Source organism: uncultured Desulfovibrio sp., from assembly GCF_910584445.1.
Lineage (GTDB): Bacteria > Desulfobacterota > Desulfovibrionia > Desulfovibrionales > Desulfovibrionaceae > Desulfovibrio.
Genome location: NZ_CAJUBO010000014.1, coordinates 14561 through 30266 on the forward strand (window position 1 = coordinate 14561; position 15706 = coordinate 30266).

At 63.8% G+C, this 15706-nt stretch carries 9 protein-coding genes and 1 pseudogene; 3 read left to right on the forward strand and 7 right to left on the reverse strand.

Annotated features, from left to right (window positions below; all coding sequences use genetic code 11):
- Positions 1-15: 15 nt before the first annotated feature.
- Positions 16-672, reverse strand: coding sequence for a class IV adenylate cyclase (locus QZ294_RS07755; RefSeq protein ID WP_297048622.1), 657 nt, complete (start codon positions 670-672; stop codon positions 16-18).
- A 15-nt stretch (positions 673-687) separates the two neighbouring features.
- The gene (gene radA, locus QZ294_RS07760) at positions 688-2082 is read right to left on the reverse strand and encodes a DNA repair protein RadA (RefSeq protein WP_297048624.1); all 1395 of its coding nucleotides are present in this window, start codon (positions 2080-2082) and stop codon (positions 688-690) included.
- A gap of 299 nt (positions 2083-2381) precedes the next feature.
- On the opposite strand from radA, the gene glpA reads away from it, so the two are divergent.
- From glpA to QZ294_RS07775, 3 genes are read left to right on the forward strand one after another with little or no spacing between them, the layout of a single operon-like run.
- The gene (gene glpA, locus QZ294_RS07765; RefSeq protein WP_297048626.1) at positions 2382-4037 is read left to right on the forward strand and encodes an anaerobic glycerol-3-phosphate dehydrogenase subunit GlpA; all 1656 of its coding nucleotides are present in this window, start codon (positions 2382-2384) and stop codon (positions 4035-4037) included.
- Positions 4021-5337: an anaerobic glycerol-3-phosphate dehydrogenase subunit GlpB gene (gene glpB, locus QZ294_RS07770; RefSeq protein WP_297048629.1), complete on the forward strand. Its 1317-nt coding sequence runs from the start codon at positions 4021-4023 to the stop codon at positions 5335-5337. The genes glpA and glpB overlap by 17 nt, the downstream gene beginning before the upstream one ends.
- Positions 5334-6560, forward strand: coding sequence for an anaerobic glycerol-3-phosphate dehydrogenase subunit C (locus tag QZ294_RS07775; protein WP_297048630.1), 1227 nt, complete (start codon positions 5334-5336; stop codon positions 6558-6560). Before glpB ends, QZ294_RS07775 begins: the two co-directional genes overlap by 4 nt.
- 391 nt (positions 6561-6951) lie before the next feature.
- Here QZ294_RS07775 and QZ294_RS07780 read toward each other — a convergent pair whose 3' ends face one another.
- The 5 genes and pseudogenes from QZ294_RS07780 to QZ294_RS07800 all read right to left on the reverse strand — a co-directional run.
- The gene (locus QZ294_RS07780) at positions 6952-7959 is read right to left on the reverse strand and encodes a DUF1848 domain-containing protein (RefSeq protein ID WP_297048634.1); all 1008 of its coding nucleotides are present in this window, start codon (positions 7957-7959) and stop codon (positions 6952-6954) included.
- Between the two features lie 138 nt (positions 7960-8097).
- A complete protein-coding gene (locus tag QZ294_RS07785; protein WP_297048637.1) occupies positions 8098-9498 on the reverse strand; it encodes an HlyD family type I secretion periplasmic adaptor subunit in 1401 nt (466 codons plus the stop codon).
- A complete protein-coding gene (locus QZ294_RS07790; protein WP_297048639.1) occupies positions 9495-12011 on the reverse strand; it encodes a peptidase domain-containing ABC transporter in 2517 nt (838 codons plus the stop codon). The genes QZ294_RS07785 and QZ294_RS07790 overlap by 4 nt, the downstream gene beginning before the upstream one ends.
- A 1-nt stretch (position 12012) precedes the next feature.
- The gene (locus tag QZ294_RS07795; RefSeq protein WP_297048640.1) at positions 12013-13272 is read right to left on the reverse strand and encodes a glycosyltransferase; all 1260 of its coding nucleotides are present in this window, start codon (positions 13270-13272) and stop codon (positions 12013-12015) included.
- Positions 13273-13312: 40 nt separating this feature from the next.
- Positions 13313-15706 (reverse strand): annotated as a pseudogene (locus tag QZ294_RS07800) (hypothetical protein); the annotation flags it as partial.

The window sequence follows — 15706 nt, forward strand, 5'->3', positions numbered from 1 at the left end:
AATGTCCCAAGGATTTCAAAAACATACGCCCGGGGCAGCCATGTCCGGCAGGCCAAGGCGCGCCCGCAGGCGGCTGCGTTCATCTGCCCCGAACACAAAAGACCGCTCGTGCGGCAAGCCCCGGGAACAGCGCCACTCCTGATGGAGCGCATGATAACTTTTGGTGCTGAACTCGCATTTGTCAAGGCCCAGAAGGCGGCCGGCGGCATCAAGGTCCTCCGCATCCCCCTCCAGTTCCACCACCCGGGCAAAGGGAAGTTCATCAAGCTCCACCAGCATTCCGCTCCCGCCCGGCCGGAATGGGTCCAGCCGCCAGACGGAACGCACCTTTTCGTAGCGGGCGACCGCCACGAATCCCAACCCTTCCAGCACGGCGCCCATGGCGGCGGCGCTTTCCACGGCAAGCTCCCGCTCCTCGCGCGCTTTGAATGCGCTGTCTGCGGGAGCCACCACCGGCAGCTTCAAGGTCAGCACATGGCGGATGCGGCCACGCCACTCCTGGCTGCGCAGCCGGAGCAGGCGTCCGCTGGCATGGATGCCGAACGTTGGCGTATCAAAAATGACGTTGGACTCGAAGTGCGCGCCCTGATCGGTCGCGCCCGCCCCGATGAGCGCGCAGCGCAGGCGGTCGAAGTCCGCATCGAGGTATTTGCGTTCGATCTCCAGCGGCATGCGCCCTCCTTCGCTTCAGGAGCGGTTGAAGAGCCGCCGTTGCAGCTCGGCGATGGTGCGGACGCAGCCGGGAACGTCCCCTCCGGCCTCCTCACCATCGCCGTGGGGAGCCGCCAGCGCCGGCCGCACGATGGGGGAGAAACCGAGACGCCGCGCCTGGGCAAGGCGAATGGCCTGCGCCGCCACTGGCCGCACCTGGCCGTTGAGGTCCACCTCGCCCCAGAAAATGCTCCGTTCCGGCAGCGGAACATCATAATACGACGAAAGGACAGCCGCCACGAGCGCAAGATCCAGTCCCGGCTCCTGAAGGCGCATGCCCCCGCCCACCTTGGCGTAGATGTCCACCTGGCCGAAGTTGAGCTTGAGGCGCTTTTCCAGTACGGCCAGCAGAAGATGCAGGCGATTGGCGTCAAAGCCGAGCGCGGCGCGCCGCGGAATGCTGAGGAACGTCCGGGCCACAAGCGCCTGCACCTCCACTGCCAGCGGGCGCTGTCCGTCCACGGCCATGACCACGGCCGTGCCGGAAAGCGCGGGGTCGCGCGCGCCCAGAAAAAAGGTGGAGGGATCGTCCACAAGCTCCATGCCCCGGCCGCCCATGCGGAAGACCAGCAACTCTTCATTGGGTCCGAAGCGGTTCTTGAAGACGCGCAGGAGGCGGAACATCTGGCGCCGGTCGCCTTCAAGGGAGATGACCGTATCCACCATATGCTCGAGCAGTCTCGGCCCGGCGAGCACTCCGTCCTTGGTCACATGCCCCACCAGGATGAGCGCCACGCCCAGACGACGGCAGACCTCCTGCAAGGTGGTGGCAACGGCGCGCACCTGGCCCACATTGCCGGGGAGGCCATCGGCTTCCAGGCTGGTCAGGGTCTGGACGGAATCCACAACGGCAAGGCCGGGCCGCTCGCCTGCGGGCGCGCTTTCCAGCGCGGCCGCGATATCCTCCACGCGCGATGTTGCCATAGCCATGAGCCGCGGGTCCAGCAGGCCAAGGCGCTCGCCGCGCGCCTTGATCTGCGGCAGGGATTCCTCGCCGCTGGCATAGAGGACGGGGCGCCCCTGCGCCGCCACCGAGGCCGCCACCTGAAGCAGCAGGGTGGATTTGCCGATGCCGGGTTCGCCGCCCACAAGGATGGACGCGCCGGGCATCAGCCCCTTGCCCAGCACCCTGTCCAGGGCGCCAAGCCCGCTGGGGAATGGGTGGTGGTCGCCATCGGCCACATCACGGAGGATCCTGGGACGCGCGCGCTCCCCGATATTCGCGTGACCGGCGGCGCGTGCCCTGCCGGCAGCGGGCTGCGCCTCGGCCACAAGCGTGTTCCATGCCTGACACCCGGGGCACTGGCCGCGCCAGTGCGGACTTTGCGCGCCGCACTGCGTGCAGCGATAGGTCTCTCGCAGTTTTGCCATGCCGAAATTTAAAAGAAAGCCGCCCCGGAGGCAAGCACCGGCACTGCGGGCAGGCTGCGCGGGCAGACGCCCGCAAGCGATCCCCCGCAGAAGCCCCCCGGCAAAAGCGCATGGCCGCCGAAAAGGCCCTTGCGTCGCCCCCTTGCCCACAGATATCCGCACCGCGAAAATCCCTTGACGAATGCCGGCAAAACCCGCAAAAATTTTTCAAAGACAATGGACAATGGAGACGCGGCTGCCATTCGCCCGCGGGGCGGACGGCAGGCGTGGCGCATTGGTGAAACCACACAGGAGGCTCCATGCTGGAGACAACGGTTGTCGTCATCGGCGGCGGCGCTACCGGCATGGGCACGTTGCGCGACCTGAGCATGCGCGGCGTCCCCGCCATTCTGCTGGAACAGGGCGGTCTGGCCCATGGCACCAGTTCCCGCTTTCACGGCCTTCTCCACAGCGGCGGCCGCTATGTCGTCAACGACCCGGAATCGGCCCGCGAGTGCATCGAGGAAAACATGATCCTCCGGCGCGTCGGGAAGCAGTGCGTGGAGGTCACGGAGGGCCTTTTCGTCCTCACCCCCAAGGATGATCCCACCTTTGTGGAACCCTGGATCAAGGGCTGCGCTGCCGCCGGCATCAAGGCGGAGGAGATCAGCCCCGCCGAAGCCCGGCGACTGGAACCCGATCTGACGCCTGACGCGCAGCGCGTTTTCCGCGTGCCCGATTCCTGCGTGGACGGCTTCCGCCTGGTGCTCCACAACCGCATGTCCGCCGAACGCTACGGCGGCCGCGCCCTCACCTACCATGAAGTCGTCGCCATCCGGCAACGCAACGGCGCTGTCTGTGGCGTCACGGCGCGCAACCTCATGACCGGCGAGACCGTGGATATCGCCTGCCGCATGGTGGTCAACGCCGCGGGTTCATGGTCCGGCGAGGTGGCGGCGCTGGCCGGCCTTGAAGCGGCCATCACTCCGGACCGCGGCACGCTTGTGGTGTTCAATCACCGCTTTACCTCGCGCGTGGTCAATCGTCTCCATGCAAGTTCCGATGGCGACATCTTCGTGCCGCACGGCTCTGTGACCATCCTCGGCACAACGTCCATGCCCACGGACCGCCCTGACGACACCACACCGACCTATCCTGAAGTCGTGCGCCTGCTTGAGCTTGGCGAACCGCTCTTTCCGCATGTGCGCGACTACCGCATCCTGCGCGCCTTCGCGGGAACACGCCCGCTGTATACGCCGGGGGGGGCATCCGGGCGCAAGGCGAGCCGCAATTTCCATGTCGTGGATCATGCGGCGGACGGTCTTGACGGCCTGGTCTCCGTCTTTGGCGGCAAGCTCACCACCTACCGCCTCATGGCGGAGCGCGTCACCGACGAAGTCTGCCGCCGCCTCAACATCTCCACCCCCTGCCGAACGGCTGAGGAACCCATGGTGGGCACGGTCGACCCCGCCCTGCTGGAACGCGCGGCCAGGCTCTTCCCCGTGCGTGCCCTCAACCTCATGGCCGACAGGCTCGGCGACGACCTTCAGGCGACCCTGCAGCAGGCGGAAGTGGCGGCGCTGGCGGCCCGGGCCTCCAAGGACACGCATATCACCGATTTCGGCGGCGGCAACCCCCTGCTGTGCGAGTGCGAGATGGTCTCCCTCGCCGAAGTGGAATGCGTGGCCCGTGATCCCGCCACCCATTCGCTTACGGACATACGCCTGCGTACACGTCTGGGCATGGGCACCTGTCAGGGGACCTTCTGTTCCCTGCGTTCCGTCGCCTCGCTTGTGGAACACGGCATCCAGCTTGAATTCGCGCCGGTGGACAGTCTGTGCCGCTTCCTCCAGGAACGCTGGAAGGGCCTCAGGCCCGCCATATGGGGGCAGCAGGCCCGTGAAATGGAATTCAGCCGCGCCGTGTACGCCGGAATCCTCAATCTCGACGGAGCCATGCATGAGCAGAACAACTGACGTAATCGTGGTAGGCTCCGGTCTGGCTGGTCTCATGGCCGCGCTGGGCGCCGCCCGCCAGGGACGCGAAGTGCGCGTCATCAGCGAGGGAATGGGCTGCCTCGCCATCGGAAGCGGCTCCGTGGACCTTCTCGGCTATGCGCCGGATGGCGCGTGCGTGGACGACCCCTGGGCCGCCATGGCACTGCTGCCCGCCACGCATCCCTATTCCCTGCTGGGGAGCGACAAGGTCCGCGCCGCACTGGCCGCGCTGGTGGAAACAGCGGCCCGTCATGGCCTTGGCCTGCGCGCGGCCGAGCGCGACGGCACGCCGCGCAATACGCGGGTCCCCACCATCATGGGCACCCTCAAGCCCACCTATCTTGTGCCGGACTCCTTCGATCAGGAGGCGCTTGCCAAGGCACGGCACGTCCTGGTGGCAAGCGTCCGCGGCTTCCGCGATTGCCGCCCCGCGCTCGTCATCGACCAGTTGCGCCGCTACCCCGACTGGGCGGACAAAAACTTCACCCCCTGCATCATTCCGGCTCCGTTTGAGGACGCGCATCGCGCCCTGAATGCCCTGGATCTCGCCCGCGCGGCGGAGCGCCCCGGCGGCCGCGACTGGCTGGCAGGCGCGCTGAAGGAACGGGCCGAGGGCTGCGATCTTGTCCTGCTGCCGCCCATTTGCGGCCGCCATGCGGCAAGCGGCCTGGCGCATGACCTGAGCGAGACCCTGGGCTGCCCGGTGGTCGAGATGCTGGCTATTCCTCCGGGGGTCGGCGGTCTGCGCCTGCGGGACGCGCTCCTGCGGGAACTCGCCTCGCTCGGTGTCGAAATGGTGGAAAACGCCAACGTCATCGGCGCCCGGGTGGCGGAAGACCGTTGCCTTTCCCTCACGATCTCCGGCACGGGGCGAAACTATGTCACCAGGGCAAAAGCCTATGTGCTCGCCACGGGCGGCATCCTCGCCGGGGGCATCACGCTAGCGCCCGGCAGCGCCCGCGAGCGGGTCTTCGGGCTGGAACTTCCGCTTCCCGAGGATGTGGGCGCCTGGACGGAACCGGAGATCTTCGGCAATCACGCCGTTGCGAGCCTTGGCGTGCGCGTGGATGGCAACCTGCGTCCGCTGGATGCCAACGGCGCGCTGGCGCTGGAAAATGTTTTCTTTGCAGGCCGCACGCTCGGCGGCCATGATCCCGCCGTGGAGAAAAGCGGCTACGGCGTGGCGCTGGCAACGGGCTGGCATGCCGGCCTCGCTGCCGCGGAACTTGCGGGCGCCCCCCATTGCGCCGGGGAAGCCGCCACTGGAGGGAAGCAATGAGCGTTCGCATCAGTCCCGACAAGTGCATCGCCTGCACCACCTGCGTGGTGCATTGCCCTGTGGCCCGGGTCACGCCCAAGTTTCTCGGGCCGCGCATGATCGGCCCCGCGTACGAGCGCTTCCGCCTGCTCGGCCTTGCGGAAGATGAATCCCTGACCTACTGCGCCAACTGCAAGAACTGCGACATCACCTGCCCGCAGGGGGTGCCCGTTTCCAGCATCAACATGCTCGCCCGCGCCGAACACTGCCGAAAACACGGCGCCGGTCTTCGTGACTGGGTGCTCGCCCATGGCGAGCTTCAGGCAAAGCTGCTCCAGCTCATCCCCGCGGGCCTCAAGAACTTCGGCATGCTCAATCCGGTGACGCGAAAGGTGCTTGATATGCTCGGCATCGACCGGCGCGCCCCGCTGCCGCCGTTCGCGCCCAAAACATTCCGCCAGCTGGCGCGCAAGCTCGAACAGCCCTCCCTGCCCCGCAAGGTGGTCTTTTTCCCCGGGTGCTATGTCGATGTCTATGATCCGCAGACCGGTCTCGACATGATATGGGCCTTCAACCGCGCGGGGTATGAGGTCATCACGCCGGAAAAGTTCGGTTGCTGCGGCCTGCCCATGATTGCCAACGGTTTCTGGAAGGACAGCCGCCGCCAGGCAAAACGCAACCTGGCCGAACTGGCCCGCTGGCGCGAACAGGGCATCCCAGTGGTCACCGGCTGCCCGAGCTGTGCCCTCATGTTCCGCGCGGACCTGCCCGAGTTTTTCCCCGATCTGGTGGAAAAATACGGTATGGGCGTGCTCGAGGACGCGCAGGACTTTCTTCTTGAATGCGTGGAACGCGATGAACTCCCGCTGGATGCGGCGCCTGCCGCGGCCAGGGATCTGCGCATCATCTATCATGCCCCGTGCCATCTGCGCGCCCAGGGCAACGGGCTGCCCGGCCTGCGTCTGCTCCGGCACCTCAAGGGCGTTACCGCCCTCAACGCTGACGCCGGCTGTTGCGGCATTTCCGGCAGTTACGGCTTCAAGAAGGAAAAATACGACATCGCCCAGGAAATCGGCGCCGAACTCTTCCACACAGTGCGCGAGAGCGGCGCGGCCTTTGCCGCCAGTGAATGCGGCACATGCCGGGTCCAGATACGGCACGGCAGCGGCAAAACCGCCCTGCATCCGGTGAGCATCCTGCGCATGCGCCTTGAAGGTCGGCAGCCTTCCGGTTCGCAAGGCTAGAGCGTTTTCGCAAGGAAATTGCGGAAACGCTCTGGCGGATGCGGGAGCGGACGCCCGCGCCGTACTATGGCGGAAAACCACGCTTTTCCGCCGCTTGTCCCGCTCTGCGGGGAAATGTCGCTAGCCGTCAGCAGGCTCTGCCTGCGTACGGATAGCGACAGCGGTTCCGTTGACTGGCTGTCGCGGTAACCAATTGCTGTCTCCATCCGTAGCTTCCTGCGTCGCAACGGCTGGAGCGAGGCAGCGAAACCTGAGGAAAATCTCTGTCTTGCAGATATTTTCCTGAGCAAAATGCTCTGATGACGACACGGCACGGACCTTTCGTCTTGTCCACGACCCGGCGCTCTCTTGGGAGTGCGCCGGGTCGAACATTTAATAGACTTAACTATACTTAAAGTCGTTCGCCATTGCTGTCTGTGGCGTTGATCCCTTTTATCGCAGATGTTTTTGAACGATTGGCATAGCAATATACGCACAGATGCATGCATGTGTCATAACGTCCAATATCCTTGCTGGGAGCGCATCCGCAGGCGGAACGCTGCCCGCGGTCTTTGACGCCGCCACAGCCGTCTGCGCCGGCGACGGAAAGCAGGTTCCCCTGCCGGGGGGAAACGCGATGGGCATAGGCACTCCGCAGTTCAGGACTTGTCGGACAAAGACGCAGAAGCAGCTCAGGGTCAACACATCTGTTCTGCCCAATCCCCAGAGAAGAAAAATCGAGTTCCTCCGCGCAGGTGGAAAGCGTCAGCGGCGAAGCAAGGCCCCTATTGATCCGTGCTATCCCTTCGGCCAGCCGCAGGGCTTCCGCTTTGCTGGGCGGGCGTAAAAATGGATTGAACCTCTTGAGATTATTCGCTGTTTTTTTATACATATCCAGGAAGCTGAAGACGAGCTTTTCCGTGCAGGGAGCAAGTTGCTCCGCAAGGCGTTGTATGCGCTCCAGAACACTTTCAACCGTCAGCGTCTCTCCCAGGATGACAGGATCAAAGCGCCAGATGACACGGTGCCTGCCGATGCGCTCAGACAATTTCTGAAAGGTGGCAATGCGTTGCGCCAGTTTGGGAAGGCGAGGCTCCAGGCCTTCCCGCTCATAGTCATTAAGGGTGTAGTGAAAATAAAACTGATAGCCGCGTTCTTCGATTTCAGAAAGATATGGCATGAGCGCTTGCGGATCCTTGCTCCAAAAAACAACGACCTTGCACTTCTCGAAGGAAACATAATGACGCTGATGCGCGTTAAAGGCATTTTCCCACAAACAGTACCCGGCCCGCAGACGGTTCATGAACCATTTTGCGTGGAAGGCCGGAATGTCCGTTGCCCGGCTTGCCGAGATGACGAGCGGGGCGATGGCAGGTTTACGGCCTTGTGGCGTAGTGAGTGTGGTTTCCGACCATTTCATTTGAAAGCGCCCATACTACGTATTGCCAGTGAAAATATCTGCTTTTCTGCGGGTCTGCTGCCGTGCGGGACGCCCGCTTTTGGCCCGGAGAGCGCGGTGAAAATCTATTGAAACAGGAAAACAGGGCGGGAAGCGGGCCTATCGCGGCTCACGCAGGCTCTGATCGAAGCCCGCGAGGATCGGGTACAGAAAATACTCGATGATGCGGCGGTCACCGACGTTGATTTCGCCGCTGACGGTCATGCCGGGCATGATGGCGAAACCCTGCGGCAGATTGCGGAGTCCGGCCAGGGGGTCGGGCGGCAGCTTGAGCCTGGCGCGGTAGAAGCTCTGCTCGCCGGCAGGCGTCTGCCGGAGAAAGGCATCCTCGCTCACGGCGAGCACCTCGGCATCTATCTTGCCGTGCTTCTGGAAGGGCAGTGTGCTGAGCTTGACGCGTGCCGTCTGCCCCACACGCACATAGCCGATGTCTTCGGGCCTGACCTCCACCTCCACTTCCAGAGGGGCATCCAGAGGCACGAGCGTGACCAGGGCTTCGGCCTCATCCGCCACAGAGCCGACATTCCTTTTGGCGACCTCCAGTACCACAGCGTCCACCGGCGCACGGATGTCCACCAGTTCGCCCATGCGCGCCGCCTTGTTGTACTGTTCGCGGCTTTCCGCCAACTGACGCCGCACGGAAACGAGTTCCTGGGCCGCCTCACTGCGCCAGCTGGTGAGAAAGGCGGCGCGGTCCGCCTCCACGCTGGAGATCTCGTGCCGAAGCTGCTGTATCTGGCTTTCCATACGCAAGACATCGCCGGCCACGGAATGCCTGTCCTTCTGCGCTTCGAGCAGCGCGGCCTTGGCCTCGATGCCGCGCTCATAAAGCTTGCGACGCATGGATTCGAATTCGGCAAATATTTTCAGCCGTTCGCGGCGATGTTCAAGATCCCCTTCCGTGGCCGTGATTTCGGCATTGAGACGTTTCAGCGATTCCGCATAGGTTTTGAGACGCGAATCATATTCTGTCTGGCGGCTGATGTATATCCCGCGCTGGATGCGCCATTCGCGCTGCTCGGCCTCGGTGGCGCCTTCGGGTGCGGACTCGGGCAGGGGCGTGCCCTCCACCTCGCACTGCAGGCGTGCGGCCTGAGCCGAAAGGCTGCTTATGCGTTCGCTGAGCTGGCTCATGTCCGCCTGGGCGAAGGTGGGATCGAGCACCACCAGTACGTCCCCCTTGGCTACACGCTGCCCCATGGCTACCCGGATATCCTTGATGACGGAGAGATTGTAGGTCTGAAGAACCAACGGCGTGTCGATGGTCACGATCTTGCCCTCGGCCATGACCACGCGGTCCATGCGGCCCCAGATGGCCCAGAGGAGAAGGAGGAGGACGAACAGCACGAGGGCATAGAGCGTCCAGCGTGCACCAAGGGGCGGTTTGGCCCGCTCCAGCAGAACGCTGTCGGGCTGGAAACGGAGGATATCGCGCGGCAGGTCACGCGGCTTCTCCTGGCCGGCGGCGCGGCCGCCCCTTTTCAGGAACGGGAGTTTCATCCTGTCTGTCCCTGATGCTGCGTATCCCAGAGTGTGCGGTAGATGTCGCAGCCGGCATAGAGTTCGGCATGGCTGCCCATGCCCACAAGACGCCCCTTGTCCAGCACCAGGATGGCATCGGCGTTCCGCAGCATGGAAAGTCTGTGGCTGACGATGATCATGGTCCGCCCACTGGCGATGGTGCTGATATTGGCCTGTATCTGCGCTTCGCTTTCCGGGTCCAGCGCGCTGGTGGCCTCATCGAAGATCATGAGACGCGGGTCGGTGAGCAGGGCGCGGGCAATAGCCAGGCGCTGGCGCTGGCCGCCGGAAAGATTGCTGCCCCCTTCTTCCAGCACCGTATTGTAGCCGTCAGGCAGGCTCTCGATGAATTCATGCGCTGCCGCCATGCGCGCGGCATGGCTGATCTCTTCCAGTGTCGCCGTGGGCCGGGTGACGGCGATATTGTCACGGACGCGACCGCGAAAGATGAAATTGTCCTGGAGCACCACGCCGATGGACCGGCGCAGATGGGCCATGTCAAGGTCGCGGATATTGTGCCCGTCGATCCAGATGTCCCCCTGCTGCAAGGGCTGGATGCGCTGCAAAAGCCGTGTCAGGGTGCTCTTGCCGGAACCGGAGCGCCCCACCACGCCAATGACGCTGCCCGCCGGAAAGGAAAAACTGATGCCGGAAAGCGCTGGCGCGGAATCCGGATCGTAGCGGAAGGTGACATCCTTGCAGCGCACGGCGCCTTCCAGGCGGGGCAACATCCCGCGGCCGCCCGGATTCTCCTGCGGTTCGTCCATGACCTGCCCGAGCATCCGCAGGGAGATGCTGGCCTCCTGGTATTGCTGGATAAGGCCGGCCAGCTGCACCAATGGCCCGCTGACCCGCGCGGAATACATGTTGAACGCCACCAGGGCGCCCACCGTCATCGTATTGTCGAAGATCTGGTACACGCCCCACCAGAGGATGCCAAGGGTCATGCACTTCTGCATCAGCTGCATGAAGGTACTGATGGAAAGGGACATCTTGCCCACCCGGAAACGCATGCCCGTGGCGACGGCCGCGCGATTGTCCCAGCCGCGCTTACGCAACGGCTCCAGAGAAAGGGACTTGACTGTGGGCATGGCGTGGATGTTTTCCACCAGGAACGCCTGGCGCTCGCCCTCGGTCGCATACAGATCCTGCAAACGGCGCCGGAAAGGACCCATGGCGAGAAAGATGACCAGAGCGCTCACCAGGGAAAAGCCGAGGACAAGGAGGGTCAGGCGCCAACTGTAGGCCAGCAGGACGGGCAGCACCACAAAGAGGGAGATGCTGTCCAGCAGTGAACCGAAGACCTTGCCTGTGAGGAATTCGCGGATTTTTTCCGGCTGCTGCATATGCTTGATGAGCACGCCGGAAGGCATGCGCTCAAAAAAGGGCAGCGAAACGCCGGTGAGATGGTCGAAGGTGCGGATAGCCAGGCGCAGATCGATGACGCTGGTGGTATAGAGCAGCAGATAAGAGCGCAGCCAGCTGAAGGCGCCCTCAAACAGAATGGCAGCCAGCATGCCCAGGGCGAGCACCTGAAGAGTGCTTTCCGCGTGATGGGTGACCACGCGGTCAATGATGATCTGGAAAAAGAGGGGCATAGCCAGGGCAATGACCTGAAGGGCGATGGCGGCCAGGCCCACCTCCAGCATATTGCCCTTCATTCCCTTGATCTCCTGCCAGAAAAAGCCAAGGCCAAAGCGCGGCGGCGTTTCGCGGACAACGGCTCCGGCCTCCAGCGGCTTGATGAAGGTAGCCCGCCCCGAAAAAAGTCGTTCCGCCTCCTCGTGGCTGATACGCAGGCGCCCGGCATCCGGCTGGTCAGGGTTTTCCACTTCCAGCGTGCCATCGTCATGAAGGCGCCAGAGCACCAGAAGAGCGCCGTTGTTCAGGTGCAGGAGCAGCGGCAGCGCCGACGGCATGGCCTTGAGGCTGGCAAGGTCGATCTGCGCGGAATGGCCGGCAAGGCCGTTATCGCCCAGCATGCGGAGAAAGAGATTTTCGTCCGGCTCCCGGTCTTCCAGCAGGTATTCGTGCAGCAGATCCTGAAGAGCCAGATCGCGGTCGTATTGCCGCGCCACGCTGACCAGCGCCCGCGCGAAACGGTGCGGTCGCCGTTGCGGCGTGAGCAGGATGGCCTGTCCGGCCCAGGCGGCCGCCAGGGCGGTCATGTCCTGTGTGCCCTGGCGCACGCCCTCCTGTGCGGGAACCAGCAGGACGGCTTCCTGCCGCGCGCGGTTCTGGCCGATGAGAAGGACACTCTCGCCATTTTTGAGCGGCAGGAGGACTGGACCCTTCAGCGGGCGTTCCAGTATCTGCGCGAGACTCTCCCCCTGAAGGACGCGCGCCTCCAGATGGAGGCTTGCCGCCCATTGTTCCAGGCAGTCCGCATCGACCTCGCCTTCTGGACGGGGCGGCGGCTTGCCCGCGGGCAACTTGCAGAACTGCGCCGCAAGTATGAGGCAGGGAAGGACGGAACGCGGCAGGGGACGCATTTCAGGCGCCCGCGCGCTTGAGTTCCAGGCCGGCGCGGATAAGGGCGATATGCCTGGGCAAAAGCCGTTCCAGATCGTAATGTTCGAGGATGGTGCGGCGCGCCGCCTCGCGCACGGGCCGGAGTTCCTCCTGCCGTTCGAGGCAGAAGGCCAGCCGTCGGGCAAGCGCCTCGTGGTCCCAGAAATCCGTCAAAAAGCCGTTGACGCCATGGCGGACGACTTCGCGCACCGGTTCCGTCGCCGATGCCACCAGAAGACAACCGCAACTCATGGCCTCCAGCATGGACCAGGAAAGCACGAAGGGCGCGGTAAGATACACATGGACATGCGAGGCGCGCAACAGGGAGCGATAGACGGCATAGGGCTGGAAGGGGATGAAATGCGTGCGGGACGGGTCCGCCTCGCCCTCTTCGGTCAGCACCTGGCGCCAGGTCTTGCCGTCCTCCCGTTTCGAGCCGTAGGAGGTGCGGTCATCGGCCATGATCACCGCGTGGGCCTTGGGCCGGGCGGCGAAAAGCGCCGGAAGGCTGCGGTAAAAGGTGTGGAAGCCTCTGTACGGCTCCAGTCCGCGTGTGGCGTAGGTGACGATCTCCGCATCCGGCGGCAGTTCCAGCTCCGGCAGGCGCAGGGGGTCTCCAGCGTCGGGCGAGAAAAAGTGCGTGTCCACGCCTTCGTGGAGCAGGTGGAGCTTGTGCTGATATTCCTGCGGAAGCTGGCTGAGCTGCCAGCGGGTCGGGCATACGCCGAGGGCGCATTCATGCAGGGCCGAAAGCGTGCACATATTGGCCTGGCGGTTCTCGGCCCTGGTGAGCAGCCTGACGGGTTTGCCGCCCGCAAAAAAACGCGTGTCCGCCTCATTGGTATAATACCACTCAAAATAGCCCATGTGCAGGGCGTGGGGGAAAATATCCGGCGCGTAGAAGCAGCAGCCGAACCCCACATGCCCATAGACCACATCCGGCACAAAGCCCTCCTTTGCCAGAGTCGCCATGGCGTCCGCGAAGCGTTCGCCGCAGGCCAGGAGGGAAAGATATTTGCGCCGCGGGGAATTGGGGGTCGTCTCCTTTTCGGGCAGGGGCACCTGACGCCAGGCCACCCGCGGCACGGAAACATCGCTCCGCAGGTAGTGGGAAAGAAAGACCACCTCGTTGACCGGGTCGGCGGCAAGCTCCACGGCCAGCCGATGAAACTGGCCGGGAAAATTGTTGTGGCAGAACAGGATCTTCATGGGCGTGGAGAGAACGCGGGGCGCCCCGGTCATTCCGGGACGCCCGCAGTTTCCTTCGGTATGCGTGGCGCGCCTAGCTCTTGACGCTTGTTGCCTTCCAAAGACCGTTCTGCTCGGTGAAGTTCAGGCTGACGGGATCACCGCCTTCCTTGCCTCCGCTCTGAATGGCATCGACGATGGACTGCATGTCCACATCCGATGCCAGATAGCGAGTACCGCTCTCGTTATAGAAGCCCATCCTGTCGCCGTTGAGCGACTGATTCCACGGGTCGTTGTTCCAGCCCTCTCCGCTGTACTGCCCCTCTCCCAAATCAAACCAGAGCGAATTGGACGCACTGTCCTTGCCGTCAATGTTCCAGACCTGGAGGGTACCTCCACCATAGTTGCTTCCACCATAGTTGCTATCGTCGCCAAAGGAATACGACGAGAGGCTGAACTTCAGGTCGTCCAAGGTGAAGCTGGCGTCCACACCGTAGAACTCGTAGCGGTCGCTGCCGTCGCCGCCAAAGGCGGTGATGCGGGCGGCGTGCCCCTGGGCATTGAACTTGAAGGTGTCATTGCCCTGTTCACCGCTGAGCATAAGCCCCGGCGTGGAACCGTGCATGCTTGAGTTCTCATCCATGGAGATTTCGCCGCCCGTGAAGTCGAAGATGTCGTTGCCTTCGCCGCTCGAGAAGAATCCAAAAGCCATGGCGTGCATCTGACCAGACCCGGTGATGGTGTCGGACCCGGCGCCGGTATGGACGTATATCTGCCTGGTATTTTCATCATAGACACCCGATGCCGAGTTCTCCCGCAGGTAGGCGCCGATGTCGATACGGCTGTTGCCGTCGCCTGTGGCATAGTTCTCGAAGTTTGTGAAGGTCGAGCCGGCGAGGTCAACGCCGTTATACACGACCCGTTCCACATCGCCGTTGCCCTTGAGCGTCAGGTCAACGCTGGCATTGATGCTGTTGCCCCTGGCGTCCTTGGCGTTTTCGAACCAGAGACGGTCGTAGTTGCCCGCGCCGCCGTCCAGGCTCATGCGCGTCTGGGCATTGATGTTGCCGTTGACGCTGTACACGCTGACGATATCCTGCCCGGTGCCGCCGAGGTAGGTATCGCTGCCGCCCTCGGTGTCATATTCGAGTCCGTCATAGGTGGGCACTCCGCTTGCCGTAACCTGGGTGACCGCGCGGGCATCGATGAAATCGGCGCCCGTGGTGCCGATCCAGCGCGTGAAGCCATAGGCCGTGACCTTGGCCGTGAACCCGTTGGCCGTGAGGGAGGTCAGCGCCACCTGCTCCGTGCCGTCCTCACCGGTCACATTGGCGAAGGTGGCCTGAACGCCGCTGCCCTGGAAGTGCACGCGCCCGTGCGTGCTGCTCACGCCCTGAAGCGCGGTGGCGATGAGCATGTTTTCCGCCGCGCTGTTCCCCGTGACGGTCAGATAGACCCTGTCGCGGTACTGCTTGCCGCCGGGCGCGCCGTTGGTCTTCACATAGACGGCGTCCCCGCCAAGGCTGACATTGAAGGTGTCGGCGCCCTTGGTGCCGAGAATCTTCTGACCGCCATGGACATTGAAGACCTGGCCGGTGGTGCTGGAACTCATGTCCTGCACCCCGTCCAGCCAGACGGTGACGCTGTTGCGGCCCTTGGTGAAGGTATACTGGGTGCTGCCGCTGACCACCCGCGAGGTGGACGACCAGCCGCTTTCCGCAATCAGATTGTGGGTGCCCGGTATCCAGTTGCGGATATGGATGACCGAACCGGCGGCGCCATCGGCAATGTGCAGGCTGTCGGCCTTGGCGCCGAATTCCAGGGTGGCGGTGAGCCTGGTGTTGAGCTGGACGGAATTGGCCTGGCTGCTGTCCAGGCGAATGACCTCCACCTCCTCAAGGGAAATGGTGCCGTTCTGTGTCCGGACGCCCGTGGTCTGCGCCGGAGCGCCGGCCACGCCCGAACCCGCGGCGCCGCCCTGCAGGGTGAAGCTGCCGGTGCCCACGCCGGCGAGGGAGAGGGTATCCGTTCCCTCGCCGCCGCGCACCCAGGTGTTGCCCGCCAGGTTCTTCACGCAGAGCAGGTCATTGCCCTTGCCGCCGGTGAGGAGCTGGTTGGTGCTGCCGATAAGGGTGTCGTCGCCGCCTCCGCCATGGATCATGATCCGGAGGTTGTCCCCGACCCCGTAGGTATAGCTGGCGGCATCAATGACGTCCGCGGCTTCCGTGCCCTGGATGCCGAAGACGCCCTGTATCGTGCCCGGCGCCTCCAGCACCACATTGGCCGCCGCGCCGGTGAAGATGATGCTGTCATTGCCGTTGCCGGCATTGATCTTCAGGTGGGACAGGGATCCGGTGGTGGCGTTGGCGATATGGAACGTATCGTTGCCCTCGCCGCTGACAAGCTCTACCTTGCCGCCGCTGAGAGCGCCGAGATAAAAGACATTGTTGCCATTCCTGCCATCAGCCGTCACCGTGCCGCCGCTGAC